Source organism: Roseateles sp. SL47, assembly GCF_026625885.1.
Lineage (GTDB): Bacteria > Pseudomonadota > Gammaproteobacteria > Burkholderiales > Burkholderiaceae_C > Roseateles.
The window spans coordinates 477004-503346 of sequence record NZ_CP113068.1 but is presented as its reverse complement, the minus strand read 5'-3'; the positions used below and the strand labels follow the sequence as shown (position 1 = coordinate 503346).

Sequence of the window (26343 nt, the reverse complement as noted above, 5' to 3'; positions counted from 1 at the left end):
GCGGTGAGGGCGCTCATGCCAAGGGCTGCAGCACGGCTTGCGCCGTTGGAGGGTCCGCCTCGCCAATCGCCCGCCGCGTCCCTGCGGCCTGCGCCAGGATCCACTGGGCAAATTCCACCACTTCCGGCCGGGCACGGCCCTGGCGGGACAGCATCAGCCAATAGACCGTTGGGGCGCCCATGCGTCCGGCAGCGCCGAAGGGCTCCGCCAGCTCGCCCCGCTGCAGGGCCTCTGCCACCAGCGGCAGCCGGGCCAGCGCTACCGCCTGCCCAGAGACCGCCGCCTGCACCTGCTGGTAGGTGAAATTCAGGTACATCCAGCGCCGGGGCTGCAGATCCGGGTGCCCGCGTTCTGCCAGCCACCGCCGCCAGCTCAGGAACAGGCCACTGGGCCGCTGGTCGTCTTCTTCCGCCAGGGTGTGCAGGCGCAAATCCGCTGCTGTGTTCAGTGGCGGCACTTGTCCGGCAGCGGCCTGGCCCGCCATCCACGGGCTGACGACCGGCGTCAGCATCTCTCCGAACATGCGCTGCGCCGTGGGGGGGACTCCGCGCGGCGGGCAGTAGCGCAAGGCCAGGTCGATTTCGCTGTCTTCCAGATCCACCAACTGGTCATGGGCGGAGACGCGGATGTCCATGTCCGGATGGTCGCGCTGGAAAGCCTCCAGCCTCGGAATCAGCCACAGCGACGCAAAGGACGCAAAGGTGGTCACATTCACCACCCGCCGGCCACGCGCCTGGCGCATTTGGCGCACCGTGCCGTCCAGGCGGTCCAACAATGGCGCCACCGTGCTTTGCAGCAACTGACCGTCGGCGGTCAGCGCCACATGGCGGGTGCCGCGATGGAACAGGCTGATGCCCAGTTCATCCTCCAGCGCGCGGATCTGACGGCTGACAGCGGATTGGGTCAGGAACAGCTCCTCCGCTGCCGCGCTGAAGCTCAGCCGGCGGGCGACCGCTTCAAACGCGCGAAGCGGGCCGATACCCAATGGGCGCTGTCGGGGGGTATTCATGCGTAAATGGTATCAATGTGCGCCGCAAGTCTCATTGGACCGGTGTCCGGGACAACCCTAGGATTCGCCCATGCCTTCGAGGAACAGGGCTGCCCGGTCGGGTGGCCGAGGCAATGGGGAGAGCATCATGTCGGTCACCAATTTGTCATCAATCCAGCCCACCCATCGGGACGCCGCCTGGCAGTTGCAGGAGGGCGAGGCCATGCGTCTGCCCATCGGACCCGGTCAGCGCGAACTGCGGGTGCTGGAAGGGCGGATCTGGGTGACCCAGCGGGGCCAACTGTCGCTTCCGTCGGACGACTACTGGCTGGAGGCCGGGGATGCGCTGAACCTGCCCAGCGGGGCAGAACTGGTGATTGAAGCCTGGCCCACCGCGCGGTTTCAGCTGCTGGTGCCGCCGCAGGCGTGCCCGAATCGCCTTCTGCGTCGGGCGGTCAGCCGGCCTTCCGTGCTCGCGACTTTGCTGCCGCGCCTGACAACGGCTTGACAGTGCCCGTAGCGCGCGAGCGAGCGGGTGCGCTCGCCTTCAGCGTTTGCTGGTCATTGGCAGCCCGCAATGCGGCCTCCATGGCCAACCGTGCCCACGGCGCCATCAGCGCTGCTGATTCCAGCGCCTCCTCCGGCGGCTGGAAATATCCCAGCGCCGCCACGGTGACCTTGCCATCCTTGGCGCGTCTTTCATACCGGAACGGCGCGCACCCGGCGGCTTCAAAACGCGGGCGGGTCTGCGCATCGGTTTTCAGATAGAGCTGGTCGGACGTGATGATGGCCACAAACAGGTCCTCCGCATACAGCCCATACCCGCCAAACATCCGTTTGGCCCGCATCGGCCCCAGCATGTCCAGCAGTTCCATGCAGTGCGCGACAAAGCCGTTGTCCAGAGGAGTCGTTCCCATGACGGCGACTCTAGCGCGCCCCACGCCGGGCGGCCACAATCGACGCGGCCAGGGCCACGGGGCCCGAGAAAGCGGGAGCGGGATGGATTCTCAGGACAACACGCCGGATGACACCTCCAAGGCGTCGGCACATGGCGCGCCAGGTACGCGCCAGGACGGCAGCGCCAGCGAGGGCGCCTCGGCCGCCTCCGCAGCGCTGGTGGAACGGCGGGCGCTGCGCGACCGGCTCATCCAGGAGCGCCTGGACCTGCCGGGCCGTCTCACCCTGGCCGAACAACTGCAGCGCGTGCTGCGCGTGTGGCTGGTGGCCCGCAAAGAATCGCGCATTGCCGCCTATTGGCCGATCAAGGGGGAATTCGACCCCATGCCGGCGCTCTACCGCTGGAGCGAAGTCGATGGCCAGCGTCGCATTGGCCTTCCGGTGGTGGACCGTGATGAAAACCGCCTGCGTTTTCACATCTGGTACCCCGGCTGCCCGATGGAAGAAGACGGCACCGGCATCACCAAACCCAAGGACACCGAAGCCTTCGACCCGCAACTCCTGTTGCTGCCCTGCCTGGGCTATGGGCCCGGTGGCATCCGCCTCGGTTATGGGGGCGGCTTCATGAAACGCACCATCGCGCGCATTAGCCCCAAGCCGCTGGTGGTGGGGGTGGGCTACAGCCACGGCTTCCAACCCACGCTGACCGCACTGCCGAACGATGTACGGCTGGACGCCATGCTGACCGAAATGGGTCTGGTCTGGGAGAATCCCCGCGCATGACTGCCCTCCCCCCTTCCTCCGCTGCGGCCGACCTGTCGGCGCTGTATGCCGACCATCTTGCCGAGCAGCAACGGCGTACTGAACATGCGCTGCAACGCGGCGGCTTTGATGCGCTGGTGATTGCTTCCGGCATCGAGAAGTTCGCCTTCCTGGATGACCGGCCCTACGTCTTCCAACCCAATCCGCATTTCAAGCTGTGGGTGCCGCTGGTGCAGCATCCGGACAGCTGGCTGGTGATCCGCCCGGGTCACAAGCCCCGGCTGGTGTATTGCCAGCCTGAGGACTATTGGCATGTGCCCCCGGCCGCGCCGAGCGGTTTCTGGGTGGAGCATTTTGAGCTGGTGATCGTGCGCAAGGCCGCCGATGCCGCTGCGCATCTTCAGGTACCGGGCCGTCTGGCCATCGTCGGTGAGGCCGATGCCGCGCTGGGCGAGCTGGTGCCCAACAACCCGCCGGCAGTGCTGAATGCGCTGCACTATGCGCGGGCGGTGAAGACCCCGTATGAACTGCTGCGCATGCGCGAAGCATCGGTGCTGGGGGCCCAGGGGCATCTGGCGTCGCAGCGCGCCTTCCGCGACGGCGGCTCTGAAGCTGACGTGCACCGCGCCTACCTGACTGCCGTAGGCCTGGCCGAACGGGAGCTGCCCTACGGCAACATCGTGGCGCTCAACGAGCATTGCGCGGTGTTGCACTATCAATATCAAGAGGTGAAGGCCCCGGCGCAGTCCTTGTCCCTGCTGGTGGATGCCGGTGCGCACAGCTGCGGTTATGCCTCGGACATCACCCGCACCACGGGCCATGGTGACCCCACTTTCCAGGCCCTGCTGGACGCCATGGAGGCGTCTCAGTTGCGCCTGGTGGATCAAGTGCGCGCCGGTACCGACTACCGCGACATCCATCTGGCCGCCCACGCCGAATGCGCCAAGGTTCTGCGGCAACTGGGCATCGTGAAGATGACTGAAGAGGAGATGCTGGCGCAACGGGTCACCAGCACCTTCCTGCCGCATGGCATTGGGCATCTGCTGGGCTTGCAGGTGCATGACATCGGTGGCTTCATGAAGGATGAAGAGGGCTGCACGCTGCCCAAGCCGGAGGGCCATCCCTACCTGCGTCTCACGCGGGTGCTGCAGCCCGGCATGGTGGTGACCATCGAACCGGGTCTCTACTTCATTCCCATGCTGCTGGACCAACTGCGTGCCACGCCCGCAGCGGCGTCGGTGGATTGGTCGCTGGTGCGCCACCTGAGCGCTTTTGGTGGGGTGCGTATCGAAGACGACGTGGCCTGCACGGCCAGCGGTGCGCCGGAGAACCTGACCCGGGACGCGTTCGACCAACTGGCGTGAATGCGTGAATGCGTGAACGCCTGAGCGCCTGAGCGCCTGAGCGCCTGAACGGGCCTCTCCGAGCGGAGGGCCAGAGCGGACTCGAATGTCCTGCGGCATTGCAGGCGTCATCCAAGCGCATGCCGAGCGCCAAGAAAAAAAGGCGCCTCCCGTCAAGGAGGCGCCTTTTCCATGGCCGCCGCGTGCCCCATATCCAATGTGCGTCGGCCATGAAACCGTTCATGCCACCCGGGCCGCTGTGGTGAGCTTGTTCTCACCTCGGCCCCGGGGGCATTCGGGGCGGCCAGCCAGAGCGGCCGCACCCGTGACGAGCATCAAGTGCTTCGTGGGCTCAACTTAGAAGCGGTAGCCAACGCCCACGCCGATCAGCAGCGGGTCCACCTTGAACTTGCCGACTTCGGTGCCAGCGGACGACACCTTGGTACGGATCTGCACCTTCTTGATGTCGAAGTTCAGCGACCACTGCTTGTCCAGCATCACGTCCACGCCCACTTGAGCGGCCAGACCGAAGCTGTTCTTCTTGATGCTGGGCTCCAGCGCGGCCTGCACATCGCTGTTGAAGTGCACGCTGGAGAAGTTGGTGTAGTTCACACCGGCGCCCACATACGGACGCACCTGGCCCGCCGGGTTGAAGTGGTATTGAGCCGTCAGGGTGGGCGGCAGATGCTTGAGCGAACCGATTTGGGTACCGCCTGAATACAGCTTTTGCTTCTGCGGATAGGTCAGCACCAGCTCAGCCGCGAAGTTCGGCGTGAAGAAGTAGCTGACGTCGAACTCCGGGAAGGTCTTGTTGTTGATGCTGAGGTCCAGCCCGGTGGAGTCCTTGTTGGCGGAGTCCAGGTGCAGGGCGCGCACACGCACCAGCCAGGGGTTTTCCACCGATTGGGCTTGGACCATCACAGGTGCGCACAGGCCCATGACCGCTGCAGCGGTGGCAACCAGGCCAGAAGACACACGAGCGGTACGAGAGCGAAGGACGTTCATTGAGGGTTTCTCCGTGGTATCGAACACCACGGATTGAACGCCTGCCGCTCAGTAGAAACCTTGATGCCGCACAAGGTTTGGGTGCGAAAACCCTTCCAGCTTGGCGGCCTTGTCGGATGTCAAAGCGCAGTTGACAACTTGAGGCGTGAGCACAACTCCAGCGTCAGCGCCGACTGGTTGAGGGTGTAGAAGTGCAGCCCCGGGGCACCGCCCTGGATGAGCCGTTCACACAGGCGGGTGACCACGTCCAGGCCGAAGGCACGCACCGAAGCGGCATCGTCCATGTAGCCCTCCATCTTCAGCGCCACCCAGCGAGGGATCTCGATGCCGTCGCGCTGCGCGAACTGGGCAATGCGGGCGTAGTTGTTGATGGGCATGATGCCGGGCACGATCGGCGCCTCAACACCCAATGCCCGTGCGGCGTCCACGAAATGGAAGTAGGCGTCCGGGTTGTAGAAGAACTGGGTGATGGCGCCATTGGCACCGGCCTTCATCTTGTCGGCGAAGAACTGCAGGTCCCGCGCGGCATAACGCTGCTGCGGGTGGTATTCCGGGTAGGCGGCGACTTCAATGTCCCAGTCGGCCCCCTGCGTCTCGCGGATGAAGCCCACCAGTTCCGACGCATAGCGGAACTCGCCGGCCGTGGCGGTGCCGCTGGGCAGGTCGCCGCGCAGCGCCACCACGCGGCGGATGTTCTGGGCCCGGTAGGTGGCCAGGATCTCGGCGATGTTTTCGCGGGTGGAGCCCACGCAGGAGAGATGCGGCGCGGCTTCAAAACCCTGGCTCGCAATGTCGGCCACGGTGGCCAGCGTCTTCTCGCGGGTGGAGCCGCCGGCCCCGTAGGTCACGCTGAAATACTGCGGATTCACCGCGCGCAGTTCCTGGACCACGGTCTTGAGCTTCTCGCTGCCGACCGGCGTGTTGGGCGGGAAGAATTCGATGCTGACAGGTGTGCTCATGGGGTGGGTTCCTCCCTCTGCTGCGGGGCCGGCTTGCGGGCCCACAGGAAAAATTCTCGATTGCCGTCGCCGCCGGTGATGGGGCTGTCCATCCAGCCCTGCACCTGCCAGCCCAGCGCGGCGGCTGCATCGCGCGCCTGCTGCTCCAGCTGCGGATACAGCGTCACATCCTTCACCAGCCCGCCCTTGCCGATGGCCTGCGGCCCCAGCTCGAACTGCGGCTTGACCAGCAGCAGCGCCTGGCCGCCGGGCGCCAGCCACGGGTCCAGATGGGGCAGGGCGCCGACCATCGAGATAAAGCTCAGGTCGCCCACCACCAGATCAAAGCCGACCGCAGGGGCCCGCTCGCGCAGCCCGGACTCCGCCAGCGCCCGCACATGGGTGCCTTCCAGGGCGGCCACCCGCGGGTCCTGACGCAACGATGCATGCAGCTGGTCGTGCCCCACATCCAGCCCCACCACACGGGTGGCGCCGGACTTGAGCAGGCAGTCGGTGAAGCCGCCGGTGCTCTGGCCGACATCCAGCGCGGTCAGGCCGGTGACGTCGATGCCGGTGGCTTTCAGGGCGCCTTCCAGCTTGAGCCCGCCGCGCGAGACATACCGCAGCTCCGCATCGTCGGTGATGCGCAGCTCCGCATGGTCAGGCAGGGCTTCGCCCGCCTTCTTCAATGGCACCCAGCCCTTGGGCGAATGCCAGGAGACGGCCCCCTGGTCGATCAGCCGCTGGGCGGCGGAACGGGTGGGGGCCAAGCCGGTGGACACCAGCAACTGGTCAGCTCTCATCGGTGGGAAGCACGGCCCCCGCGAAGGAGGCCGTGAAGGACATCAATAGCGGTAGGTGTCGGGCTTGAACGGGCCTTGCTTGGGCACGCCGATGTAGGCGGCCTGCTCGTCCGTCAGCTCGGTGAGCTGCGCATTCAGCGTCTTCAGCTGCAGGCGCGCCACCTTCTCGTCCAGGTGCTTGGGCAGCACATAGACCTTGCCGATGTCGTAGGCGTCGCGGTGAGCGAACAGCTCGATCTGGGCAATGGTCTGGTTGGCGAAGCTGGACGACATCACATAGCTGGGGTGGCCGGTGCCGCAGCCCAGGTTGACCAGCCGGCCCTTGGCCAGCAGGATGATGCGCTTGCCGTCCGGGAAGATCACGTGATCCACCTGCGGCTTGATCTCGTCCCACTCGTACTGTTCCAGCGAAGCGACATCGATTTCGTTGTCGAAGTGGCCGATGTTGCAGACGATGGCGTTGTGCTTCATGGCGGCCATGTGCTCATGGCGGATGACGCTCTTGTTGCCGGTGGTGGTGACGAAGATGTCGGCCTTGTCGGCGGCCCATTCCATCGTCACGACACGGTAGCCTTCCATGGCGGCCTGCAGGGCGCAGATCGGGTCGATTTCCGTCACCCACACCTGGGCGGACAGGGCACGCAGGGCCTGGGCGGAGCCCTTGCCCACGTCCCCATAACCGGCCACCACGGCGATCTTGCCGGCTACCATCACGTCGGTGGCGCGCTTGATGCCGTCCACCAGCGATTCACGGCAGCCATAGAGGTTGTCGAACTTGCTCTTGGTGACCGAGTCGTTCACGTTGATGGCACGGAACAGCAACGAGCCCTTGGCGGCCATTTCCTTCAGGCGATGCACACCGGTGGTGGTTTCTTCGGTCACGCCGATGATCTCGGCGCTCTTGCGGGTGTACCAGCTGCTGTCTTCGGCCAGCTTGCGCTTGATGGCGGCAAACAGCACGCGCTCTTCTTCGCTGCCGGGGTTGGCCAGCACGGACAGGTCCTTCTCGGCCTTCTGGCCCAGGTGCATCAGCAGCGTGGCATCGCCGCCGTCATCCAGGATCATGTTGGGGCCTTCGCCCGCCGAGCCCTTGGCGCCGAACTCAAAGATGCGGTGGGTGTAGTCCCAGTAGTCTTCCAGCGTCTCGCCCTTGTAGGCAAACACCGGTGTGCCACGGGCCACGAGGGCAGCGGCGGCATGATCCTGGGTGGAGAAGATGTTGCAGGAAGCCCAGCGCACGTCGGCGCCCAGGGCCTGCAGGGTTTCGACCAGCACGCCGGTCTGGATGGTCATGTGCAGGGAGCCGGCAATGCGAGCGCCCTTGAGCGGCTGGCTGGCGGCGTATTCCTCGCGGATGGCCATCAGGGCAGGCATTTCGCTTTCGGCGATGCTGAGTTCCTTGCGGCCCCAGTCGGCCAGCGACAGGTCTTTGATCAGGTACTGGTCTTGTGCCAGCGGCTTGAGAACGGCGTTCATACGGGCTCCTGCGTAGGTTGAGCCGTTGACACTTGGCGCCGGGGGACAGCACACCCACCCGGCCGCCTGAAAGGTCAACGGGTGAGCGCGGTTGCTGGGCTGTGAGAGGGTACGAACACAGCGGTTCCGAGCCTGGCCTCTGACGGTGAGAGGTCGCAACGCTCCTCGGAACGAAGCCAGATTCTAGACGCACAATCGCCGGCCATGAAGCCTCTGATCTTCTGTTCTCGTGAGGAATGGCGCGCCGTGCAGGGCGTGCTGACCGATATTGACGACACGCTGACCACCGACGGCCGCCTGGCTCCGGCGGCCCGCGAGGCCTTGCAACGGCTGGCCCAGGCGGGGGTTCCGGTGATTGCCATCACCGGACGCCCGGCCGGCTGGAGCGAGCCGATGGCCAGGGACTGGCCGGTGCTGGGCATCGTGGCGGAAAACGGTGGGGTGCTGCTGCGGCGGGGCGACGCCGGACCCGACGGCGTGGTGCATGCCGACGGGGTGCACGAATCGAGCGCCAACCGCCCGGTGGAGAGGCTGTTCACCCAGGATGCGCCCACCCGACGCCAGCATGCCGCTCGTTTGCGGCAATGCACGGACGACATCCTGGCCCGTGTGCCCGGCGCGCGGCTGGCGACTGACAGTGCGGGCCGCCAGACCGACATTGCCATCGACCACAGCGAGCATGCCCATCTGCCCCCGGAGGGCATCGAGGCGGTGTGCGGCATCATGCGCGCCCATGGATTGCAGGCCACGGTCAGCTCCATCCACATCAACGGCTGGATCGGTTCGCATAACAAGTGGACCGCCGCCGAGTGGGCCGTGCCGGTGCTCACCGGTCGAGATTTCGATCCGGCGCGCTGGCTGTATGTCGGCGATTCCAGCAACGACCAGCTGATGTTTGAACGGTTGCCGCTGACGGTGGGGGTGGCCAACATCCGGCGCTTCCTGCCGGTGCTGGCGCACCTGCCTGCCTATGTGACGGAGGGCGAGCGCGGCGATGGATTTGCGGAAGTGGTCCAGGCGCTGTTGGCCGCCCGGGCCACCCAGGCCGCAGGTGACGCGACCACGGCGGCGTGATCCGACCCCCCGGGAGCCTCAGACACAGCGGCCACATCAGCGGCGCCCACATCAGCGGCGCCCACATCCGCAGCGCCCGATGCATGCCAAACGACCCCGAGGGGAGCATGAGCGCCAGGCGTCACGCTGAGGGCGTCCCCCTCAGGGCAGCAGGGCGAATCCACCGGCCAGGCTGAACGCTTGGGAATGGCCGAGCCGGCGCAGGGCGCGGGCGGCTTGGGTGCTGCGATTGCCGCTTCGGCAGCAGAACACCAGTGGCGTGTCTGGCGGCAGATTGCGCCAGGCGGGGAGCTGATTCAGCAACGTGGACAGCGGCACCACTTCGATGTGCGCCTGCGCCGCCAGCGGCCAGCGTTGTGCCAGCGGGCTCATCTGCTGCTCATAGGCCTCGCGCACATCCACCAACACCAGCCGGCGTGCGCTGGCGAGTTCGTCCGCCAGGTCGGCCTGGCTGATCTCGATCTTGTCGGCCTGGCTGATCTCGATTCGGTCGGCCGGTCCGCTGGCAGGACTGCCGACATCATGGCCGGTATCCACGCGGGCACCGCAGGCCATCGTCTGGAACTCGGTGGGCGCCAGATGACGTTCGAGATCGGCCTTGGCCTGCACAAAGGCCTGCGCCTTCACACGGCCCGTGAGTACGCCTTCCACCAGCGGCTGGGCCTTGCATTCGACCGCCAGCGTGGTGGCGAATCGCTGGTCGTAGTCGTGGCCGGGCAGCAGCAGCGTGTCGCCGCCGATCACCTGGTGGATCAGATGCAGCGAGTCGAAGTAGGAGCGTGGTGTGCTGACCGGGAAATCGCTCCGCCCCAAAGCGCCGGGCATCACCGTGTCACCCACGAAGGCGGCGCACAGGCCGGTGGAGTCTTCCAGTAGATAGGCGGTGGAATCGAGCGTGTGGCCGGGAACGGCCAGTCGACGGATCCGCAAGGCGCCGACCGAGATCTCATCGGCCTCCAATGGCCATCCCAATGCATCCAGCCGGCGGTGGTCGGTCATCCGGTCGGCCAGCGTCTCGCGCAGCCACGGGGCGGAGGAGGCATGGTCGCCGTGGCCATGGGTGTCCAGCACGGCGACCACCTGGCCGTCGCGACATCGCAGCCATTGGGCCAGGGTATCGTTCAATTCCGGCAACGGATCGATGACGGCGCATTGACGTGACGCCGCATCCCACACCGCATAGCAGCAGGCGCCGTCCACCACCCAGCGGGTGATGCGGTCGGTGGCGGCGGTGGAGGCATGGCGGGAAGCGGGCAAGCAGGCGTTGCGCAGCGCGTCGCCGCAGGCCTTCAGCCGGCGGCAGGCTTCCGCCAGCACCTCCGGGGCCTCGGCCGGGCCGAAGGACAGCCGCACAGCGGATGCGGTCTGCGCCTCGGGCAGACCCATGGCCTGCAGCACCTCACTCGGTTTGGCCTTGGCCGCGCCGCAGGCGGACCCACCGCTGGCGCGGATGCCGGCGGCGTCGAACAGGTCCAGCAAGGTGCGGGCGCTGAGCCCGGGCACCGACATGTTCAGTGTGGTGGGCAGGCTGGTCTCGAACGGTGCGTTGAACACCACGCCCGGGAACGCTTCGCGCAGGGCCTGGACGAGCTGGATGCGATAGCCCTGCAGCACCTCGGGCGCTGCAAAGGTGCCGCCGGATTCCAGCGCCTTGAGCACCACGCCCAAGGCCGCGATGCCGGCAGTGTTTTCGGTGCCGGAGCGCAGCGCGCTTTCCTGGCCGCCACCGGCCAGCAGGGGGGTGAACGGCGCGCCTTCACGCACGTACAGCATGCCGATGCCTTTGGGGGCATACAGCTTGTGGCCGGAGAAGGGGGCGTAGTCGATGCGCCGTTCGATCAGCCGGAGGGGCAACTTGCCCAGGGCCTGGACGCCATCGACCAGCCAGAGGGTATCGCGGTCTTTCATCAGGGCGGCGATGCCGTCCAGATCGGTGATGACGCCGGTTTCGTTGTTGGCGGCCATGGTGCAGACCAGCCCGGCCTGATCGAGATGCGCCTGGAGCCAGGCCAGGTCATGGCGGCCATCCGGGCCGACCGGAATGGGCAGGATCTGCAGATCCAGGCCGAGCAGGGCATTCCAATGGGCCAAGGCTTCCGGCACGGCCTTGTGCTCGGTGGCGCCGTACAGCACGCAGGAGGGGCTTCCGGCGCCGCGCTGGCGACGGGTGCGCAAATGCTCCAGTGCGGACAGGACGGCGGTCTGAATGCCTTCGGTGGCGCCGCTGGTGAACAGCAGCCGGCCGGTGGGGGCTTGCAGCACCCGGCGCGCAGTGGCGCGCACTTCGTCCAGCAGCGCGCGGACCTTCAGGCCGGCGCCATGGATGCTGCTGGGGTTGCCAAAAGACTCCGCCATGACCGCCATCGCGGCCGCACGAGCCGGTTCCAGGACGGGGGTGGTGGCGTTGGCGTCGAGATAGATATCCATCCCGGAATTGTCCAAACGGTAGGGTGATAACGAGTTGCAAGTTGGGGTGCAAAGTACCGGATGTTTGCAACTTGATTTCGAAATCATTCCTCAGATGGAAATGAGATTTCTATCTATGCCCCTGGGTGGGCGACCATCCGAACTGGCCTGGTGAGACAACAGCAGCCCGCCAGCACCTCGGGCGCAAGCTCTGTACGCCAACTTGTGGCCCAATGCGAACGAAAACTGCGTTCTGATTGCGCTGATGATGTCAAAGATGAAACTGGATTCCATCGACCGCAAGCTGCTGGAGATGCTGCAGGTGGACGCCGAGCGGCAGGTGGCCGATCTGGCGGAGGAGGTGGGGCTGTCCGCCACGCAGTGCTGGCGGCGTGTCCAGCGCTTGAAGGACGGCGGGGTGATCACGCGGCAGGTCGCCATGGTCAACCGGGAGAAGGTCAATGTGGCCGTCACGGTGTTTGTGGCGGTGCGCACCAACACCCATACCGAGCAGTGGTTCAACCGCTTCCGCGCCACGGTCGAATCCATCCCCGAGGTGGTCGAGTTCTACCGGATGAGCGGCGACGTGGACTACCTGCTGCGTGTGGTCGTGCCCGACATCGCCGCCTATGACAAGGTCTACAAGCGCCTCATCGCCGGCACCCAGTTGTTCGACGTTTCCTCCAGCTTTGCGATGGAGGAGCTCAAATTCACCACGGCGCTGCCGCTGTCCTACCTCCCGTAGCGGCGCAGCCCTCCCCTCAGGCCACGTTCAACCGCGCATCGCCCGACGCGTTCCCCGCCTCGCGCCCTTCAGCGGACTCCCGCACCGGCGTCGAGCCGTTGAGCAGCGCCATCGACACCTCCGGATACCGCTGACCGGACACCGGATGAGCCGCCAGCCGTGCCGCCAGTTCTTCCCGCAACACATCGTTGAACCGCAGGCGGGCCGCACGGGCGTTCTCCTCCAGCCGGGCCAGGCTGCGGGTGCCCGGAATCGGGACGATGTCCGGCCCCCGGTCCAGCAGCCACGCCAGCGCGAGTTGGGCCGCCGTCATGCCGTGGTCCGCCGCCAGCGCGGCAATCGCATCCGCCAGGCCGAGATTGGCCCGCAGATGGGCCGGCTGGAAGCGCGGATTCATCCGCCGCCAGTCATCGGCGGCCAGTTGGTCTGCGCTGCGGATGGCGCCGGTCAGAAAGCCGCGTCCCAATGGGCTGTAGGGCACCAGCGCAATGCCCAATTCGCGGCAGGTGGGCAGGATGTCTTCCTCCACCTCCCGGCTCCAGAGCGAGTATTCGGTCTGCACCGCCGCAATCGGATGCACCCGATGGGCGCGCCGGATCGTGTCGGCCGAAGCCTCCGACAAGCCCAGATGCCGCACCTTGCCGGAGCGCACCAACGTGGCCATGGCGCCCACTGTTTCCTCGATCGGCACTTGCGGATCCACCCGGTGCAGGTAGTAGAGGTCGATATGGTTCACCCCCAAGCGGCGCAGGCTGGCGTCGCAGGAACGGTGCACGTTGGCCGGCCGGCCATCCACGCCGCTGGACAGACCTTCCGCATTGCGCACGATGCCGAACTTGGTCGCCAGCACCACCTCGCGGCGGCGGTTCACCAGCAGCCCGGACAGCAGCCGCTCGTTGGCACCCTGGCCATAGATGTCGGAGGTATCCAGGAAGTTCATGCCCAGATCCAGGGCGCGGTGCAGCACGGCCAGGGAATGGCCGTCGTCGGCCGGGCCGTAATAGTCGGACATGCCCATGCAGCCCAGGCCCAGGGCCGAGACCTCCGGGCCGTGAGCGCCCAGGCGGCGACGTGGCACCTGGGGCAGTTGATTGAGGGGTTCACGGGTGAAGACGGTCATGGCGGCACTCCTCGGGTTCAGGGGCAGGGGCGGCACCCAGGGTGCGGTACCGCAGCGATGTCCGACAGCTTAGAAATTCGCCCCCCTCCAGAACCAGCGCAAAGCTCGCCCGTCATTGCCCAATCCTCCAGACCCCTCACGGGCACCCTGTGCATGCGCGCGTTCTCTTTGCACAATTCGCAGCATGGTTGTCCCCACCTCACTCCCCCTGGCCGACGAACTGCAGGCGCTGCGCGCACAGATGGTGGATTTGACGCTGCGCCACGTCGGCGGCGAAGGTTCCCACCAGAGCGCCATTCCCTGCCTGCACCTCATCCGCGCGTGCACCACCTCGCCCAAGGGCCCCGCCCTGTATGAGCCCGGCGTGGTGATCGTGCTGCAGGGACGCAAGAAGGTGGAGCTGGGCGACGAGACGCTGTACTACGACCCGCTGCACTTCCTGCTGGTCTCCATGACGATGATGCCGCGCGGCCAGGTGATCGACGCCACGCCGGAGAAGCCGTATCTGTGCATCCGGGTGAGCTGCGACACCCAGACGCTGGCGGACCTGATGCTGGAAGTGGGCCCGATGAGCAGCGATGCCACGCCGCAGGCCCAAAGCGCGCTGAACGTAGCCCCGGTGGATGCCGCCCTGCTGAGCGCCGCCCTGCGGATGATGCAGTTGCTGGACAGTCCGCAGGACCAGCGCGTGCTGGGCCCGCTGCTGCAGCGCGAAATCTTCTACCGGGTGCTCACCGGCCCACTGGGGCCGCGCCTGCGCTCCCTGGCTTCGCAGGACAGTGCCACCCGCCGGCTCTCTCGCGCCATTGATGAGCTGAACCGCCGGTTCAACGAACCGCTGAGCATCGACCATCTGGCTGAGGTGGCCCACATGAGCCCGTCCACGCTGCATCAGCGGTTCAAGCAACTGACCAGCCTCTCGCCGATGCAATATCAGAAGCAACTGCGGCTGCAGCATGCCCGCCGCCTGATGCTGGCCGAGGGGCTGGATGCGGCCAGCGCCGCCCATCAGGTGGGGTATGAAAGCGCATCGCAGTTCAGCCGGGAATATCGGCGGCTGTTCGGCACGCCGCCGCGAGCGGACATCGAGCAGATTCTGCGGGCGAGCTGAGCGCTGCGCCTGAACCGGGCGCCGGGTGCTTTCTCAGCCCCGCGAATCCTCAAGCCCGAGAAACACCGAGGTCTGGTGCAAGGCTTCGTCCAGACCTCGCCGGAAGGCTGCCTCCCGAGGGCGCTTCTCGATGAAGCCCATATCCGGCACCAGTTGCCGGTTCACCACCTTGAGGTTGGCCCAGCCGATCATGCGCTCGCCCCAGAGCAGCGGCAGCGCATAGTGGCCGCGGGTGCGCCTGGCTGCTGGTGTGTAGGCCTCGAATCGGTAGGCCCAGCCCCACAGGCGTTCAAACCGGCGCCGGTCCCAGACCAGCGGATCAAACGGCGCCAGGAAGCGCACACCTTCCATGTCCACCTGATGGCGGCGAGCGGCCGGTGATTCGTCGGCGGGCCAGAACCAGCGCTCACGGTCCACCTTCACATGGGCATAACGCTCGGGCGCGGCCTTGCAGAGGGCACGGGCCTCGGTCCGCAGATGGGGCGCGCCATACGCCAGCAGCGTTGTTAAATACCCGAGGCTGGCGGCTGGCAGCGGCGCATACAGTTGCACCACCAGATCCAGCAGCGCCTGCGCGCGGGCGTGGCGGGCCGCCGGGCTGTTGTCCTGCGGCGGATGTTCGATGGCCTCGTACACGCGGGTGCCGGTGTCTCGGCGGGCCACCCGCAGCAGGCCACGGTAATGCATGCCGTCCAGCAACTGCGTGCTGGCGTTGAGTGCACCGCCCCAGGCACCCTCCACCCGGCCGTGATGGCTGAAGGCGGCCAGCACATCGGCGGGGTGGGTACGGCCCTTCTGCCGCACAAAGGCCAGCACCTCAGCGGCGCGTGCGTGCGTGGCCGCATCCCAGACCCGCTTGGCGGTGCGCGGGTGCAGCAAGGCCAGATGTTCTTTGGGCAGGAAGCCGTAGTTGACCAGGCAGTCCTCTTCCACCGGCAAGCGTGGATACCGCGCATCCAGATCCCCGGCCCGGTAGTCCTTGACCCGATGCATCAGGATCAGGTCCTGTGCCCGAGCGGGTGCCCGCATCGGGTCGGCCTGGACAAACCCCAGCCGGCGGATGGCGCGCAGCAGCGTGGTGGGTGGGAAGAGGGTGCGGGCGATGGCGTACCGGCGCAGGGTGTCGTGGTCGATCACTGGCATCGGAGAGGGCGGTGAATGAGGCTTCTCGGAGCCTCAACCTTACGACGCGGGGGCGCCAGATTCTGTCAGCTTCGCCTCATTGTTCCGAACGTCGTTCTGCTTGACGTCGCTGGGCCGAACGTCGTGGCTCCGTCGCTCAACGCCGTCCCGCCTGCAGCGATGCGAAGCCGGAAGAAAGGCCCAGCTCCAGCGAGTCCATCTGCATGTCGAGGCAGTTGTCTCCCGCGAGCGGGCCGTAGCTGCCGTGGGAGGCCCTGAAATGGTCAATGTCGGCCAACACCAGGGGCAGCGGCTGTGGGTCACGTCGGGATTCGTTACGGTTGACGACCAGTGTCCAGCGTGCCGTAGGCGGACTTCTGTTCCTGGGTGTCCATCTGCATCTCAAAGCTGAAGAAGCGATTGCGGCCGGTGGACTTGGCGTTGTAGAGCGCTTCGTCGGCCCGGATGATCAGGCCCTCCACGCTGGTGCTTTCATCCGGGATACATGTGGTGATGCCGCCGGAGAGGGTGATGTGCGCCCCCGTCGGGGAATCCGGATGCGGGATGGCTGTCAGCTCGATGGTGCGCATCAGCGCCCGCGCATAGGTCATCGCCCCGGAACGTGGCGTGTTGGGCAGGATGAGGGCGAATTCCTCCCCACCGTAGCGGCCCGCGCAGTCGCTCGGGCGGCGGCAGGTCTCCTTCAGCAGCTGTGCCACCCGGCGCAGGCAGGCGTCCCCCGCCACATGGCCGGCGGCATCGTTGTAGCGCTTGAAATGGTCCACATCGCACAGCACCAGCGTCAGCGGCTTGCTTTCGCGGCGGGCCAGATCCAGTTCCTGCTGCAGCCGCGCATCCAGCGCGCGCCGGTTCATCAGCCCGGTGAGGGCGTCCACGCTGGAGAGCTCTTCCAGTTGGGCGTTGGCCGCCCGCAATTCTTCCGACATGGTCACCAGCCGCTGCCGCATCTGGGCCAGCCGCTGCATCGCACGCAGCTTGGCATGCAGGATCATCGGCGAGACCGGTTTCACCAGATAGTCATCGCCGCCGGATTCGATGCCCTTCCAGATGTCCAGGTCCTGCTTGAACTGGGACAAAAAGATGATGGGGGTCCAGCCCCCAGGCTCGGCCGCGCGCATTTCGCGGGCGGTCCAGTAGCCGTCACGGCCCGGCATCTCCACATCCATCAGCACCACGTCCGGGCGGTAGCGGCGGAACAGCTCCAGCCCCCATTCGGCGCTGTCGGCCTCCAGCACCCGATGCCCCACCCGGTCGAGTTCTGCCGTCAATGCCACCCGGGTGGCGTTCTGGTCGTCGACGATGAGAATGGTCAGGGGAGTCGGTGCAGCATGCATCCCGTGATTTTGCCCACCCACCCAATGAAAAGGGCCGCAAGAAGCGGCCCTGGATGAGGGGTATTTCGGGCTTACAAGCCTGACGTATGTCAGGTCTTCACCATGGGATGGCGAAGAGCGTGACATGTTGCGCAGTTGGCGTCACAGGCCGGCGGCGGCGCGCAGTCCTTGGGCGCGATCGGTGCGCTCCCAGCTGAACTCCGGCTCTTCGCGGCCGAAGTGGCCGTAGGCGGCGGTCTTGCCATAGATCGGACGCAGCAGGTCCAGCATCTGGATGATGCCCTTGGGGCGCAGGTCAAAGTGCTCGTTCACCAGCGCGGCGATCTGCTCGTCCGGGATCAGGCCCGTGCCTTCGGTGTAGACCGTGACGTTCATCGGACGGGCCACGCCAATGGCGTACGCCACCTGGATCTGGCACTGGCGTGCCAGGCCGGCGGCCACGATGTTCTTGGCCACGTAGCGGGCGGCATAGGCAGCGGAACGGTCCACCTTCGTCGGATCCTTGCCGGAGAACGCGCCGCCGCCGTGCGGGCAGGCGCCCCCGTAGGTGTCCACGATGATCTTGCGGCCGGTGAGGCCGCAGTCGCCCTGCGGGCCACCAATCACGAACCGGCCAGTCGGGTTCACCAGGTACTTGGTGTCCTGCAGCCATTCCTTGGGCAGCACCGGCTTGATGATTTCTTCGATGACGGCCTCGTAGAACTCCGGCTTCATCTTGTCGCCCAGCGACATCTCCGGGGCATGCTGGGTGGACAGCACCACGGTGTCGATGCTGTGCGGTTTGCCGTCCACATAACGCATGGTCACCTGGCTCTTGGCGTCCGGACGCAGGAAGGGCAGCCGGCCATCCTTGCGCAGTTGCGCCTGACGCTCCACCAGTCGGTGCGCATAGTAGATGGGGGCGGGCATCAGCTCCGGCGTTTCGTCACAGGCATAACCGAACATCAGGCCCTGGTCGCCAGCGCCGGTGTTCAGATGGTCGTCCGAGGCCTGGTCCACGCCCTGGGCGATGTCATTGCTCTGCTTGTCGTAGGCCACCAGAACGGCGCAGCCCTTGTAGTCGATGCCGTATTCGGTGTTGTCGTAGCCGATGCGCTTGATGGTGTCGCGGGCGACCTGGATGTAGTCGACATGCGCATTGGTGGTGATCTCGCCGGCCAGCACGACCAGCCCGGTGTTGCACAGGGTCTCAGCGGCCACGCGGGAACGGGGGTCCTGGGCCAGGATGGCATCCAGAATGGCATCGGAGATCTGGTCGGCCACTTTGTCCGGATGGCCTTCAGACACGGATTCCGAGGTGAAGAGGAAATCGCTCGCCAATTTAAACTCCTGTGTTCAGTCTACGGGCGTTGCCGTGCTGGGAGTCAGGCGGCGAACGCTTTAGCGGGATTTTTGAGTCGCCCCGCAAGTTGTCCAAATTAACTCGGCGACGGGGCTCATTATAGAAAAAAGGTGGCCCTGTGCCGCCGTACGGAATTGGCACGGATGGGAAAACTGGCGACATATGCATTGATCGGGCTGCTGTGGCTGCTTCATTGGCTGCCGCTGCGCTGGGTGGCAGCCCTGGGCTGGGGCCTGGGCGGTGTGTTGCACCGGTTGGCCGGCTCGCGCCGCCGGGTGGCGCTGCGCAACGTGGAGCTGTGCTTTCCCGAGATGCCGCTGCCCCAGCGTGAAGCCCTGGTGCGGGAGCACTTCGGCTGGCTGGGCCGCAGCCTGCTGGAGCGGGGCTTCCTCTGGTATTCATCGCCGCAGCGGCTGCAGCGCATGATGAAGGTGGAAGGCAACATGCGGCTGTCCGAGCGGGTGGACCGGCCGGTGATGTGGCTGATGCCGCACTTTGTGGGCCTGGACTGGGTGGCCCCGGCCATCATGCTCAACCAGTCCAAACATGGCTGCAGCATCTACCAGCGCCAGAGCAATGCCACCTTTGACGTGGCTCTGCGGCGGGCACGCTCACGCTTTGGCACCACCAAACTGGCGGACCGGCATGAGGGGGTGCGCAGCATCCTGCGCTACATCCGCGACGGCTATGGTTTCCTGAACCTGCCGGACATGGATTTCGGGCCCAAGGACTCGGCTTTTGTGCCGTTCTTCGGAGTACAGGCCAACACCCTGCTCGCGCCCGCCAAGATCGCCCAGACCATGAAGATGGTGGTGCAGCCGGTGGTGGTGACCATGCTGCCCAAGGGCCAGGGCATCCGCGTGATGGCCTACGACGCGCTGGAGCACTACCCCAGCGGCGATCTGGAGGCGGATGCGCGGCGCTTCAATGAATGGCTGGAGGCTCGGATTCTGGAGAACCCGGCCCAGTATTTCTGGGTGCACAAGCGCTTCAAGACGCGCCCGCCCGGCGAGCCTTCGCTGTATCAACGCTGAACCTGCGCCGGTGATAATCCCCTCATGAAATTGCGCTTCACCAAGATGCATGGGGCCGGCAACGACTTTGTCGTGCTGGATGCCACGCAGCACCCCATGCGGCTCACGCCCGACCAGCTCCGCCATGTGGCGGACCGTCGTTTTGGCGTGGGTTGTGACCAGGTGCTGGTCATTGAGGCGTCCCACACTCCGGGGGTGGACTTTGGTTATCGCATCTTCAATGCGGACGGATCCGAGGTGGAGCACTGCGGCAACGGGTCGCGCTGCTTTGTCCGCTATGTGGTCGACAAGGGCCTGACCGACAAGCACACGGTGCGGGTGCAGACGGTCAACAAGATCCTGGCGCTGCGCCTGCGGGACGACGGCCGGGTGACGGTGGACATGGGCGAGCCGATCTTTGATCTGCCCCAGGTCCCGTTCCAGCCGGAAGGCCTCACCCCGCGTCTGGTGAATGGTTTTGAGCTCTGGCCGCTGGCGCTGGGGGATGGCATGTCGTCCGAGGTGGCGGTGCTGTCGATGGGCAATCCCCACGCCGTGCAGCGGGTGGAGGATGTGGATCATGCGCCGGTGGCGCTCATCGGGCCGCAGGTGGAGGCGCATGAGCGCTTTGCGCGCCGGGTGAATGCCGGTTTCCTGCAAGTCATCAGCCGCAGCGAAGTGAAGCTGCGGGTGTACGAGCGTGGCAGCGGCGAAACCCTGGCCTGCGGCACCGGGGCCTGCGCGGCCGTGGTGGCCGGCATCCGCCTGGGCTGGCTGGATGAAGCCGTGGAGGTCCACACCCGGGGTGGGGACCTGCGCATCGAATGGGCCGGCCTCAGCCAGGGGCTGCAGGCGCCGGTGTCCATGACGGGACCGGCGCAGACCGTCTTTGAAGGAGAAATCGAACTGTGAGCGGCATCGAAGGCATTACCGAACAAGACATCGCCGACTATCTGGCGAGAGACCCAGGCTTCTTCGAGCGTCATGCCGAGCTGCTGGCCAATGTGCGCATCTCCCATCCGCATGGTCAGCGGGCCGTTTCGCTGCAAGAGCGCCAGGCCGAGCTGCTGCGCGACAAGATCCGCGGGCTGGAGCACAAGATCGTCGAGATGATCCGCAATGGCCAGGAAAACGTGGCCATCGCCGACCGCCTGCACCGCTGGACGCTGGCTCTGATGCTCACCCGTGACGACGGCCAACTGCCCGAGGTGCTGCTGCGCGAGCTGCGCCACCAGTTCCTGATTCCGCAGGCCAATCTGCGCCTGTGGAATGTGAATGCCGGCCATGCGCTGGCGCCGTTTGCGTCGGAGGTGAGCAGCGATGTGAAGACCTTCGTCAGCAGCCTGAACCAGCCGTACTGCGGCATCAACTCCGGCTTCGAAGCGGCCCGCTGGCTGGAAGAGGATGTGGCGTCGCTGGCCCTGGTGCCCCTGACCGTGGGGGCCCCATCGCAGCCGTTTGGCCTGCTGGTGCTCGGCTCGCCCGACCCCACCCGCTATACGGCTGAAATGGGCACCGAGTTCCTGACGCGCGTGGGCGAAATCGCCAGCGCCGCGCTGTCGCGCCTGCTGACCGCGGACCCGCATGCAGCCGCCCAAGCTGACTGACGAGCAGCAGCGCTACCTGGACCATCTGCGTGTGCAGCGCCGCCTGGCGGAGCGCACGCTGACGCTTTACACCGAGGCGCTGGAGCGCCTGACCGCGCTGGCCCTGGCGGGGGATGTGCCGCTGCTGCGGCTCACCGCTCATCAGGCCCGGCGCTTCCTGGCCCAGTTGCATCAGGCGCAGCTCTCGCCGCGCACGCTGGCGCTGATTCTTTCCGCCTGGCGGGGCTGGTATCGGTGGCTGGGGCAGAACGGCATGGTCAGCGCCAACCCCATCGTGGACCTGCGGCCGCCCAAGGTCGGCCGGCCGCTGCCCAAGGCGCTGGCGGTGGACGATGCCGTGCGACTGGCCGATTACGAAGAACCCAATGCCGATCCGGTCGGCGAAGCGCTGGACCGCTGCATCGTGGAACTGCTGTATGGCGGCGGGATCCGGGTGTCCGAACTGGTGGGCCTGGATCTTCGATATGTCCCCAGCTCGCTGGGCTGGATTGAACCGGACACCCAGGAGGCGCAGGTGCTGGGCAAAGGCGCCAAGCGCCGTTCGGTGCCGCTGGGCGGGCCCGCGCTCAAGGCGATCCAGGACTGGCTGGCGGTTCGTCCTCAATGGGCGCAGGACGGTGAACCGGCCTTGCTGGTGCACAAGCGGGGCCGTCGCATCACCCCGCATCAGGTGCGTGCGCGCCTGAAGCAGCGTGCGCTGCACGCCGGCATGCCCACGCATGTCCATCCGCACATGCTGCGCCACTCATTTGCTTCGCACCTGCTGCAATCCAGCGGGGACTTGCGCGGGGTCCAGGAACTGCTGGGCCACGCCAACATCAGCACCACGCAGGTCTATACCCGCCTGGACTTCCAGCACCTCGCCAAGGTCTATGACGCCGCGCATCCGCGCGCCAAGAAGAAATAAGCGACTGTTCGATGCGATCTCCGATGCGTTCCTCCATTCGTTCTGCATTTCCTCACTGGATGGCCCTGGGCTCGATGCGGGTCCGCGTACCCGCGCGGCCGCTGCTGCTGTGTTCAGCGCTGCTGGCGGCCAGCGCTCAGGCCCAGACCTCGGCGCAGCCGCCAGGGCCTGTGCGAGGGGCGTCTCCGCTGCTGGGGCCAAGCAGCAGTGGTGATTTGTCCGGCACGGCGCCAGCCCCCAAACGAGGCTCCAGCGCCGACGTGCCGGTGACCGCCACGGACAGCCGGCCCGCCGCCTTTGAGCTGAACTGGACCCCGCTCAAGATGCCCACCGGCGAAAGCACAGCATTGCTGGGCCTGAGCTATATGGTGGCGGTGAATGAGGACTGGGGCCTGGGCCCGACCTTCTACGGCGCGGCCAAAGGCAACTACGGGGGCCTGTTCACCGCCGGCTTCACGGCTCAGCGCCGCTGGCGGCTGTCTGAGCAGTGGCATGTGGCCACCAGCATCTATGGCGGCGCAGGCGGCGGCGTCAGTTCCGAACGCGTGCGCGCCGGGGGTGGCTTCATGCTGCGGCCAGAGGTGTCGCTGCGCGGTGAGTTTGGCAACTGGTATGCGGGCGTGGGCGTGGCCCAGGTGAATTTCCCCAGTGGCAACATCAAGGACACGACCTGGGCTCTGACAATCGGCCGCATGGACCGCCTGCTGAGTTTCTCGCCGTCGGATGCCGGCTTATACGGCCGCGCGGGCGACCGCACCGGCATGGGCTTTGATGAAATCGGCCTCAGCGCCGGAGTGGAAAAACCGCGCAGCGGCAGCATCACGCGGGACGGCCAGTCGGTCACCAACCGCAAGGGCAAGGCCGGGGCGGATCTGCGCCAATACTTTGGCAACGGTGGTTCATGGTGGGGGCTGGAGGCGTCGGGCGCCGCGTCAGGGGGCTCCGATGGCTACATGGAAATCTTCGCCAATGCCGGGCAGGACTGGGGCGTTCTCTCTCCGCGTCTGCGGGTGGGGGGCCAGATCTCGACCGGCCTGGGCGGCGGCGGCAATCTGGATACGGGCAATGGCTGGTTATTCCGCGCCGGCCCCACGCTGCGCTGGATCACCCCCTGGGGCCCGACGTTGCGGCTTGATGCGAGCTATCTGAAGGCCCCCTGGGGCCACTACGACTCGATGCAGGTGCGCGCCACGTTGGCGCTGCCGCTGGAAAAGGGCTCGCGGGTGCTCAATACGCCGCCGCTGGAATCCGGCACCGTGCGGGAACAAGACTGGTACTTGAGCATGCCGCGCTTCAAGGAATTCCAGTTCAAGGACGGTAGCAAGGACGCTGTGACCGGCTGGGGCATCGGCATGGCCCGGGACTTCAGCGGCCCCTGGTATGGGGCCGCGCAGGCGGGCAGTGCGGCCTTCGGGAAAGCGGGTGCTTTCTCCTACGGCATGTTTGGCCTGGGTGCCAAGACCACACGGCTCCCGGGTGGGTTCCGTGTTGGTGCGGAAGCACTGGTGGGTGCGGCCGGGGGCGGCGGTGTGGCCGTGGGCGGCGGTGCGGTCACGCAGGGAGAACTGTGGGCCCAATGGGAGGGCACCCAGCCCAAGGACCGCATGCGTATCAAGCTGGGCGTAGGGCAGTGGAAGGCCCTGGGTGGGGCCAAGCAAAGCACGCCGATGGTCAGCCTGAGCATTGGCTGGGCGTTCGGAACCTTGGGGCCGCGGTCGGCGATCTGACCTCTGCGCGCAGATTCCCGCACGGGGGCCGTCGCGGATTACTACGACGGTTTCTGCGCGGGGGGCGGCTCGGATCCCAGTGCTGATGCCGATGCCGTTGCCGATGCCTTCGCTGATACCTTCGCTGATACCTTCGCGAATGCCAGAGCGTAGCCGCGTGGGGATACCGATGCGGGTAGCCAGTGGCCGCGACGTTGCGCGTCGCTTGGCGGTGAGGCCAGACTCACAGCATGCGCTGCAAGGCGTCGTCCTGCCGGATACGCCAATGCCAGAGGGCAGCCAGCAGATGCGCTGCCAATACATAAAGCGCCAACTCGCCCACCGCCTCATGCAGCCGGGCGAATGCCTTGGCCAGCTCCGGGTCGGGATGGGACAGGCCTGGAATTTTCAGGCTGGTCAGCGGGAAGCTGATGCCTTTGCCGGACACCATCTGGATGCAAAGGCCCAGCATCGGCTGCACCGCCAGAAAGATGAACAGCACCCCATGGGCCAGGCCTGCGGCCAGACGCTGGGCCACCGGCATTGGCGGCAGGATGGGTGGGGGCACCTGCTGAAGCCGCATGAGGATGCGTGGCACCGTCAGTAGCAGGATCAGCAGGCCGGCCAGGACGTGAAGCTGGCCCACCAGCATTCGTTCGGGCGTGCCGCGTTCTAGCCAGTCGCGCGCGTAGATGGTGAGGTAGGCCAGTAGCACCAGGAAGGCGGTCAGCCAGTGCGTGTGGCGGAGGAAGGCGGGATAACGCCGCCGGTCAACAGGGAAGGGTTGAGGGTCCATGGCGATCAGTCTCCGGCGCGCGCAGCGCAGTTCGTGAGCGTCGTCGCACTCGCGGCGGTTCGGGCTGCGGCGGCTGCGGCCGTATCGGGGACAATTGCCGCATGAAAGTGATTCGTCTCCGCGAGGGCAAGGACCGCTCGCTGCTGCGCCGCCACCCATGGGTCTTCCAGGGCTCCATCGACAAGGGCAAGGCGGACCCTGGTGAAACCGTGCGCGTGGAATCGGCCGAAGGCAAATTCCTGTGCTGGGCGTCCTTCAGCCCCACCTCCATGATCCGGGTGCGGGCCTGGAGCTTCGATGAGCATGAGCGCATCGACGAGGCCTTCTTCCAACGCAAGATTCAGGCGGCGATTGCCTTGCGGGCCCGCATGCCGATCGCCTCGGACGCAGTGCGGCTGATCCACGGGGAAGCCGATGGCCTGCCGGGCCTGATCGTGGACCGCTACGGCAGCACGCTGTGTGCGCAGTTCCTCTCTGCCGGCACGGAAAAGTGGAAGGGCGTCATTGCAGACCTGCTGCTGGCGGCGACCGGCCTGACGCGGCTGTATGAACGCTCCGACTCCGGCGTGCGCACGCTGGAAGGGCTGGAGCCGGTCACCGGCTGGCTTCGGGGCGATGGCGACACGGCCGTGGTCATCTCCGAGCATGAATGGAAGCTCAGCCTGGATGTGGCCGAAGGGCACAAGACCGGCTACTACCTGGACCAGCGGGACAACCGCAAGAAGTTCGCGGATCTGGTCCGTCACTACGGCTGCGAGAGCGTGCTGAACTGCTACAGCTACACCGGCGGCTTCTCGGTGGCGGCCCTGGCGGGCGGGGCGACGGAAGTGGTGAGCGTGGATTCGTCCGCACCGGCGCTGGCGCGTGCCACGGCCCACGTGGAACTGAACGGCTTTGATCCAGCCCGCCACACGGCGCTGGACGCCGACGTCAACCAGACGCTTCGCGACATGCTGAAGCAGGGCCGCAGCTTTGACGCCATCATCCTGGACCCGCCCAAGTTTGCACCCACGGCTGCCCATGCCGAGCGGGCCGCGCGGGCGTACAAGGACATCAACCGCCTGGGCTTGAAACTGCTGAAGCCGGGGGGCCTGCTGTTCACCTTCTCCTGCTCGGGCGGGGTGGGGCCGGAGCTGTTCCACAAGATTGTGGCGGGGGCCGGCATGGACGCGGGGGTGGACGGATTCATCATGGACCGCGTCGGCGCCTCCCCGGATCACCCCCAGACCATCTATTTCCCGGAAGGGGAGTACCTCAAGGGGCTGCTGATTCTGAAGCGCTGATCGCTTGCCGGCCCCGTTGCAGGGCGGGGGCGCGAGCCCTCAAACGCCGGGCAGGGGCACGCGTGGGTCGAACTTGGCCCGCTTGACGGAGAAGAAGGCCTTGACGTTGCGCACGTTGGCCTGCTGAGTGAAGAGGCGCTGCACCAACGCATGGTAGGCCGGCATGTCCGGCACCTGCAGCACCAGGATGAAGTCCGGCCCCGGGGCCACCCGCCAGCATTGCTGCACCTCGGGAGCCGCCACGGCCAGGGTTTCAAATGCATCCAGATGCTCAGCGCCCTGGCGGTCCAGCGTGATCTCCACCAGGGCGCTGAGCCCGCTGCCCAACTTGTCGGGAGACAACAGGGCCACTTGTTTTTCTATCACCCCGGTGTCGACCAGACGGCGCACCCGCCGCAGGCAGGTGGCTGGAGAGACATGCGCGCGCTCCGCCAGCGCCTGGTTGGAGAGGGACGCATCCTGCTGGAGCAGGTCCAGCAGGCGGAGGTCGATGGCGTCGAGGGTGATTGAAAATTCCATGGATGGATAGATTATGAAAGAAACA

26 protein-coding genes and 1 riboswitch are annotated in these 26343 nt (G+C 66.3%); of the genes, 12 read left to right on the top strand and 14 right to left on the bottom strand.

Going from position 1 to position 26343, the window contains the following annotated elements:
* Positions 1-13 precede the first annotated feature (13 nt).
* Positions 14-1009, bottom strand: a complete 996-nt coding sequence (locus OU995_RS02105; RefSeq protein ID WP_267833693.1) for a LysR family transcriptional regulator — start codon at positions 1007-1009, stop codon at positions 14-16.
* Positions 1010-1136: 127 nt separating this feature from the next.
* On the opposite strand from OU995_RS02105, the gene OU995_RS02100 reads away from it, so the two are divergent.
* Positions 1137-1496 (top strand): DUF2917 domain-containing protein, encoded by a 360-nt coding sequence (locus OU995_RS02100; protein ID WP_267833692.1) that lies wholly within the window; start codon positions 1137-1139, stop codon positions 1494-1496.
* On the opposite strand, the gene OU995_RS02095 is transcribed toward OU995_RS02100, so the two are convergent.
* On the bottom strand, positions 1444-1905 hold the full coding sequence (locus OU995_RS02095; protein ID WP_267833691.1) for a TfoX/Sxy family protein: 462 nt from the start codon (positions 1903-1905) through the stop codon (positions 1444-1446). The genes OU995_RS02100 and OU995_RS02095 overlap by 53 nt on opposite strands.
* Before the next feature lie 199 nt (positions 1906-2104).
* Here OU995_RS02095 and OU995_RS02090 point away from each other — a divergent pair, with 199 nt between their 5' ends.
* Both OU995_RS02090 and pepQ read left to right on the top strand, forming a co-directional pair.
* Positions 2105-2668 carry a 5-formyltetrahydrofolate cyclo-ligase gene (locus tag OU995_RS02090; RefSeq protein WP_267836146.1) on the top strand — a complete coding sequence of 188 codons (564 nt, stop codon included), beginning with the start codon at positions 2105-2107 and terminating at the stop codon, positions 2666-2668.
* Positions 2665-4011, top strand: coding sequence for a Xaa-Pro dipeptidase (gene pepQ, locus OU995_RS02085; protein ID WP_267833690.1), 1347 nt, complete (start codon positions 2665-2667; stop codon positions 4009-4011). The genes OU995_RS02090 and pepQ overlap by 4 nt, the downstream gene beginning before the upstream one ends.
* Before the next feature lie 336 nt (positions 4012-4347).
* Here the strand turns inward: pepQ and OU995_RS02080 are convergent, their stop codons facing one another.
* From OU995_RS02080 to ahcY, 4 genes are all read right to left on the bottom strand, one after another.
* Positions 4348-4995, bottom strand: coding sequence for an OmpW/AlkL family protein (locus tag OU995_RS02080; protein ID WP_267833689.1), 648 nt, complete (start codon positions 4993-4995; stop codon positions 4348-4350).
* 119 nt (positions 4996-5114) lie between these two features.
* Positions 5115-5954 (bottom strand): methylenetetrahydrofolate reductase [NAD(P)H], encoded by an 840-nt coding sequence (gene metF, locus OU995_RS02075; protein WP_267833688.1) that lies wholly within the window; start codon positions 5952-5954, stop codon positions 5115-5117.
* Entirely contained in the window at positions 5951-6736 is a 786-nt protein-coding gene (locus OU995_RS02070; RefSeq protein WP_267833687.1) for a TlyA family RNA methyltransferase, read from the bottom strand. The genes metF and OU995_RS02070 overlap by 4 nt, the downstream gene beginning before the upstream one ends.
* 42 nt (positions 6737-6778) lie before the next feature.
* Positions 6779-8212, bottom strand: coding sequence for an adenosylhomocysteinase (gene ahcY, locus OU995_RS02065; protein ID WP_267833686.1), 1434 nt, complete (start codon positions 8210-8212; stop codon positions 6779-6781).
* 76 nt (positions 8213-8288) lie between these two features.
* A riboswitch (S-adenosyl-L-homocysteine riboswitch) is annotated at positions 8289-8385 on the bottom strand.
* Positions 8386-8416: 31 nt separating this feature from the next.
* On the opposite strand from ahcY, the gene OU995_RS02060 reads away from it, so the two are divergent.
* Positions 8417-9286, top strand: a complete 870-nt coding sequence (locus OU995_RS02060) for an HAD family hydrolase (RefSeq protein WP_267833685.1) — start codon at positions 8417-8419, stop codon at positions 9284-9286.
* 141 nt (positions 9287-9427) lie between these two features.
* Here the strand turns inward: OU995_RS02060 and OU995_RS02055 are convergent, their stop codons facing one another.
* Positions 9428-11713, bottom strand: a complete 2286-nt coding sequence (locus OU995_RS02055) for an aminotransferase class V-fold PLP-dependent enzyme (protein ID WP_267833684.1) — start codon at positions 11711-11713, stop codon at positions 9428-9430.
* Between the two features lie 247 nt (positions 11714-11960).
* Here OU995_RS02055 and OU995_RS02050 point away from each other — a divergent pair, with 247 nt between their 5' ends.
* The gene (locus OU995_RS02050; protein WP_267836144.1) at positions 11961-12437 is read left to right on the top strand and encodes an Lrp/AsnC family transcriptional regulator; all 477 of its coding nucleotides are present in this window, start codon (positions 11961-11963) and stop codon (positions 12435-12437) included.
* A 16-nt stretch (positions 12438-12453) separates the two neighbouring features.
* On the opposite strand, the gene OU995_RS02045 is transcribed toward OU995_RS02050, so the two are convergent.
* Complete coding sequence (locus OU995_RS02045; RefSeq protein ID WP_267833683.1) at positions 12454-13557, bottom strand: aldo/keto reductase; 1104 nt, start codon at positions 13555-13557, stop codon at positions 12454-12456.
* Between the two features lie 184 nt (positions 13558-13741).
* Here OU995_RS02045 and OU995_RS02040 point away from each other — a divergent pair, with 184 nt between their 5' ends.
* A complete protein-coding gene (locus OU995_RS02040; RefSeq protein WP_267833682.1) occupies positions 13742-14668 on the top strand; it encodes an AraC family transcriptional regulator in 927 nt (308 codons plus the stop codon).
* Between the two features lie 33 nt (positions 14669-14701).
* Here OU995_RS02040 and OU995_RS02035 read toward each other — a convergent pair whose 3' ends face one another.
* From OU995_RS02035 to metK, 4 genes are all read right to left on the bottom strand, one after another.
* Positions 14702-15811, bottom strand: a complete 1110-nt coding sequence (locus OU995_RS02035; RefSeq protein WP_267833681.1) for a DNA glycosylase AlkZ-like family protein — start codon at positions 15809-15811, stop codon at positions 14702-14704.
* A gap of 136 nt (positions 15812-15947) precedes the next feature.
* On the bottom strand, positions 15948-16088 hold the full coding sequence (locus OU995_RS02030) for a hypothetical protein (RefSeq protein ID WP_267833680.1): 141 nt from the start codon (positions 16086-16088) through the stop codon (positions 15948-15950).
* 37 nt (positions 16089-16125) lie between these two features.
* Positions 16126-17145, bottom strand: coding sequence for a diguanylate cyclase (locus tag OU995_RS02025; RefSeq protein WP_267833679.1), 1020 nt, complete (start codon positions 17143-17145; stop codon positions 16126-16128).
* Positions 17146-17286: 141 nt separating this feature from the next.
* Positions 17287-18465 (bottom strand): methionine adenosyltransferase, encoded by a 1179-nt coding sequence (gene metK / locus OU995_RS02020; RefSeq protein ID WP_267833678.1) that lies wholly within the window; start codon positions 18463-18465, stop codon positions 17287-17289.
* 165 nt (positions 18466-18630) lie between these two features.
* Here metK and OU995_RS02015 point away from each other — a divergent pair, with 165 nt between their 5' ends.
* The 5 genes from OU995_RS02015 to OU995_RS01995 are packed head-to-tail and all read left to right on the top strand — an operon-like array spanning position 18631 to position 23741.
* Positions 18631-19521, top strand: coding sequence for a lipid A biosynthesis acyltransferase (locus tag OU995_RS02015; protein ID WP_267833677.1), 891 nt, complete (start codon positions 18631-18633; stop codon positions 19519-19521).
* A gap of 24 nt (positions 19522-19545) precedes the next feature.
* Positions 19546-20412 (top strand): diaminopimelate epimerase, encoded by an 867-nt coding sequence (gene dapF / locus OU995_RS02010; RefSeq protein ID WP_267833676.1) that lies wholly within the window; start codon positions 19546-19548, stop codon positions 20410-20412.
* Complete coding sequence (locus OU995_RS02005; protein ID WP_267833675.1) at positions 20409-21107, top strand: DUF484 family protein; 699 nt, start codon at positions 20409-20411, stop codon at positions 21105-21107. The genes dapF and OU995_RS02005 overlap by 4 nt, the downstream gene beginning before the upstream one ends.
* Entirely contained in the window at positions 21085-22014 is a 930-nt protein-coding gene (locus OU995_RS02000) for a tyrosine recombinase XerC (protein WP_267833674.1), read from the top strand. The genes OU995_RS02005 and OU995_RS02000 overlap by 23 nt, the downstream gene beginning before the upstream one ends.
* A gap of 23 nt (positions 22015-22037) precedes the next feature.
* On the top strand, positions 22038-23741 hold the full coding sequence (locus tag OU995_RS01995) for a hypothetical protein (RefSeq protein WP_267833673.1): 1704 nt from the start codon (positions 22038-22040) through the stop codon (positions 23739-23741).
* A 223-nt stretch (positions 23742-23964) separates the two neighbouring features.
* Here OU995_RS01995 and OU995_RS01990 read toward each other — a convergent pair whose 3' ends face one another.
* A complete protein-coding gene (locus tag OU995_RS01990) occupies positions 23965-24516 on the bottom strand; it encodes a cytochrome b (protein WP_267833672.1) in 552 nt (183 codons plus the stop codon).
* A gap of 101 nt (positions 24517-24617) precedes the next feature.
* On the opposite strand from OU995_RS01990, the gene OU995_RS01985 reads away from it, so the two are divergent.
* Positions 24618-25799 (top strand): class I SAM-dependent rRNA methyltransferase, encoded by a 1182-nt coding sequence (locus OU995_RS01985; protein WP_267833671.1) that lies wholly within the window; start codon positions 24618-24620, stop codon positions 25797-25799.
* 39 nt (positions 25800-25838) lie between these two features.
* Here the strand turns inward: OU995_RS01985 and OU995_RS01980 are convergent, their stop codons facing one another.
* On the bottom strand, positions 25839-26318 hold the full coding sequence (locus OU995_RS01980; RefSeq protein WP_267833670.1) for an Lrp/AsnC family transcriptional regulator: 480 nt from the start codon (positions 26316-26318) through the stop codon (positions 25839-25841).
* Positions 26319-26343: the final 25 nt, after the last annotated feature.

What these genes read in the sequence shown, in the direction of transcription:
- pepQ (WP_267833690.1), top strand. Translation starts at nt 2,665, where the DNA reads ATGACTGCCCTCCCCCCTTCCTCCGCTGCGGCCGACCTGTCGGCGCTG.
- metF (WP_267833688.1), bottom strand. Translation starts at nt 5,954, where the DNA reads ATGAGCACACCTGTCAGCATCGAATTCTTCCCGCCCAACACGCCGGTC.
- OU995_RS02060 (WP_267833685.1), top strand. Translation starts at nt 8,417, where the DNA reads ATGAAGCCTCTGATCTTCTGTTCTCGTGAGGAATGGCGCGCCGTGCAG.
- OU995_RS02040 (WP_267833682.1), top strand. Translation starts at nt 13,742, where the DNA reads ATGGTTGTCCCCACCTCACTCCCCCTGGCCGACGAACTGCAGGCGCTG.
- ahcY (WP_267833686.1), bottom strand. Translation starts at nt 8,212, where the DNA reads ATGAACGCCGTTCTCAAGCCGCTGGCACAAGACCAGTACCTGATCAAA.
- OU995_RS02100 (WP_267833692.1), top strand. Translation starts at nt 1,137, where the DNA reads ATGTCGGTCACCAATTTGTCATCAATCCAGCCCACCCATCGGGACGCC.
- OU995_RS01995 (WP_267833673.1), top strand. Translation starts at nt 22,038, where the DNA reads ATGCGTTCCTCCATTCGTTCTGCATTTCCTCACTGGATGGCCCTGGGC.
- OU995_RS02055 (WP_267833684.1), bottom strand. Translation starts at nt 11,713, where the DNA reads ATGGATATCTATCTCGACGCCAACGCCACCACCCCCGTCCTGGAACCG.
- OU995_RS01985 (WP_267833671.1), top strand. Translation starts at nt 24,618, where the DNA reads ATGAAAGTGATTCGTCTCCGCGAGGGCAAGGACCGCTCGCTGCTGCGC.
- OU995_RS01990 (WP_267833672.1), bottom strand. Translation starts at nt 24,516, where the DNA reads ATGGACCCTCAACCCTTCCCTGTTGACCGGCGGCGTTATCCCGCCTTC.
- OU995_RS02015 (WP_267833677.1), top strand. Translation starts at nt 18,631, where the DNA reads ATGGGAAAACTGGCGACATATGCATTGATCGGGCTGCTGTGGCTGCTT.
- OU995_RS02080 (WP_267833689.1), bottom strand. Translation starts at nt 4,995, where the DNA reads ATGAACGTCCTTCGCTCTCGTACCGCTCGTGTGTCTTCTGGCCTGGTT.
- OU995_RS02070 (WP_267833687.1), bottom strand. Translation starts at nt 6,736, where the DNA reads ATGAGAGCTGACCAGTTGCTGGTGTCCACCGGCTTGGCCCCCACCCGT.
- OU995_RS02050 (WP_267836144.1), top strand. Translation starts at nt 11,961, where the DNA reads ATGTCAAAGATGAAACTGGATTCCATCGACCGCAAGCTGCTGGAGATG.
- OU995_RS02035 (WP_267833681.1), bottom strand. Translation starts at nt 15,811, where the DNA reads ATGCCAGTGATCGACCACGACACCCTGCGCCGGTACGCCATCGCCCGC.
- OU995_RS02095 (WP_267833691.1), bottom strand. Translation starts at nt 1,905, where the DNA reads ATGGGAACGACTCCTCTGGACAACGGCTTTGTCGCGCACTGCATGGAA.
- OU995_RS01980 (WP_267833670.1), bottom strand. Translation starts at nt 26,318, where the DNA reads ATGGAATTTTCAATCACCCTCGACGCCATCGACCTCCGCCTGCTGGAC.
- OU995_RS02000 (WP_267833674.1), top strand. Translation starts at nt 21,085, where the DNA reads ATGCAGCCGCCCAAGCTGACTGACGAGCAGCAGCGCTACCTGGACCAT.
- dapF (WP_267833676.1), top strand. Translation starts at nt 19,546, where the DNA reads ATGAAATTGCGCTTCACCAAGATGCATGGGGCCGGCAACGACTTTGTC.
- OU995_RS02105 (WP_267833693.1), bottom strand. Translation starts at nt 1,009, where the DNA reads ATGAATACCCCCCGACAGCGCCCATTGGGTATCGGCCCGCTTCGCGCG.
- OU995_RS02045 (WP_267833683.1), bottom strand. Translation starts at nt 13,557, where the DNA reads ATGACCGTCTTCACCCGTGAACCCCTCAATCAACTGCCCCAGGTGCCA.
- OU995_RS02025 (WP_267833679.1), bottom strand. Translation starts at nt 17,145, where the DNA reads ATGCATGCTGCACCGACTCCCCTGACCATTCTCATCGTCGACGACCAG.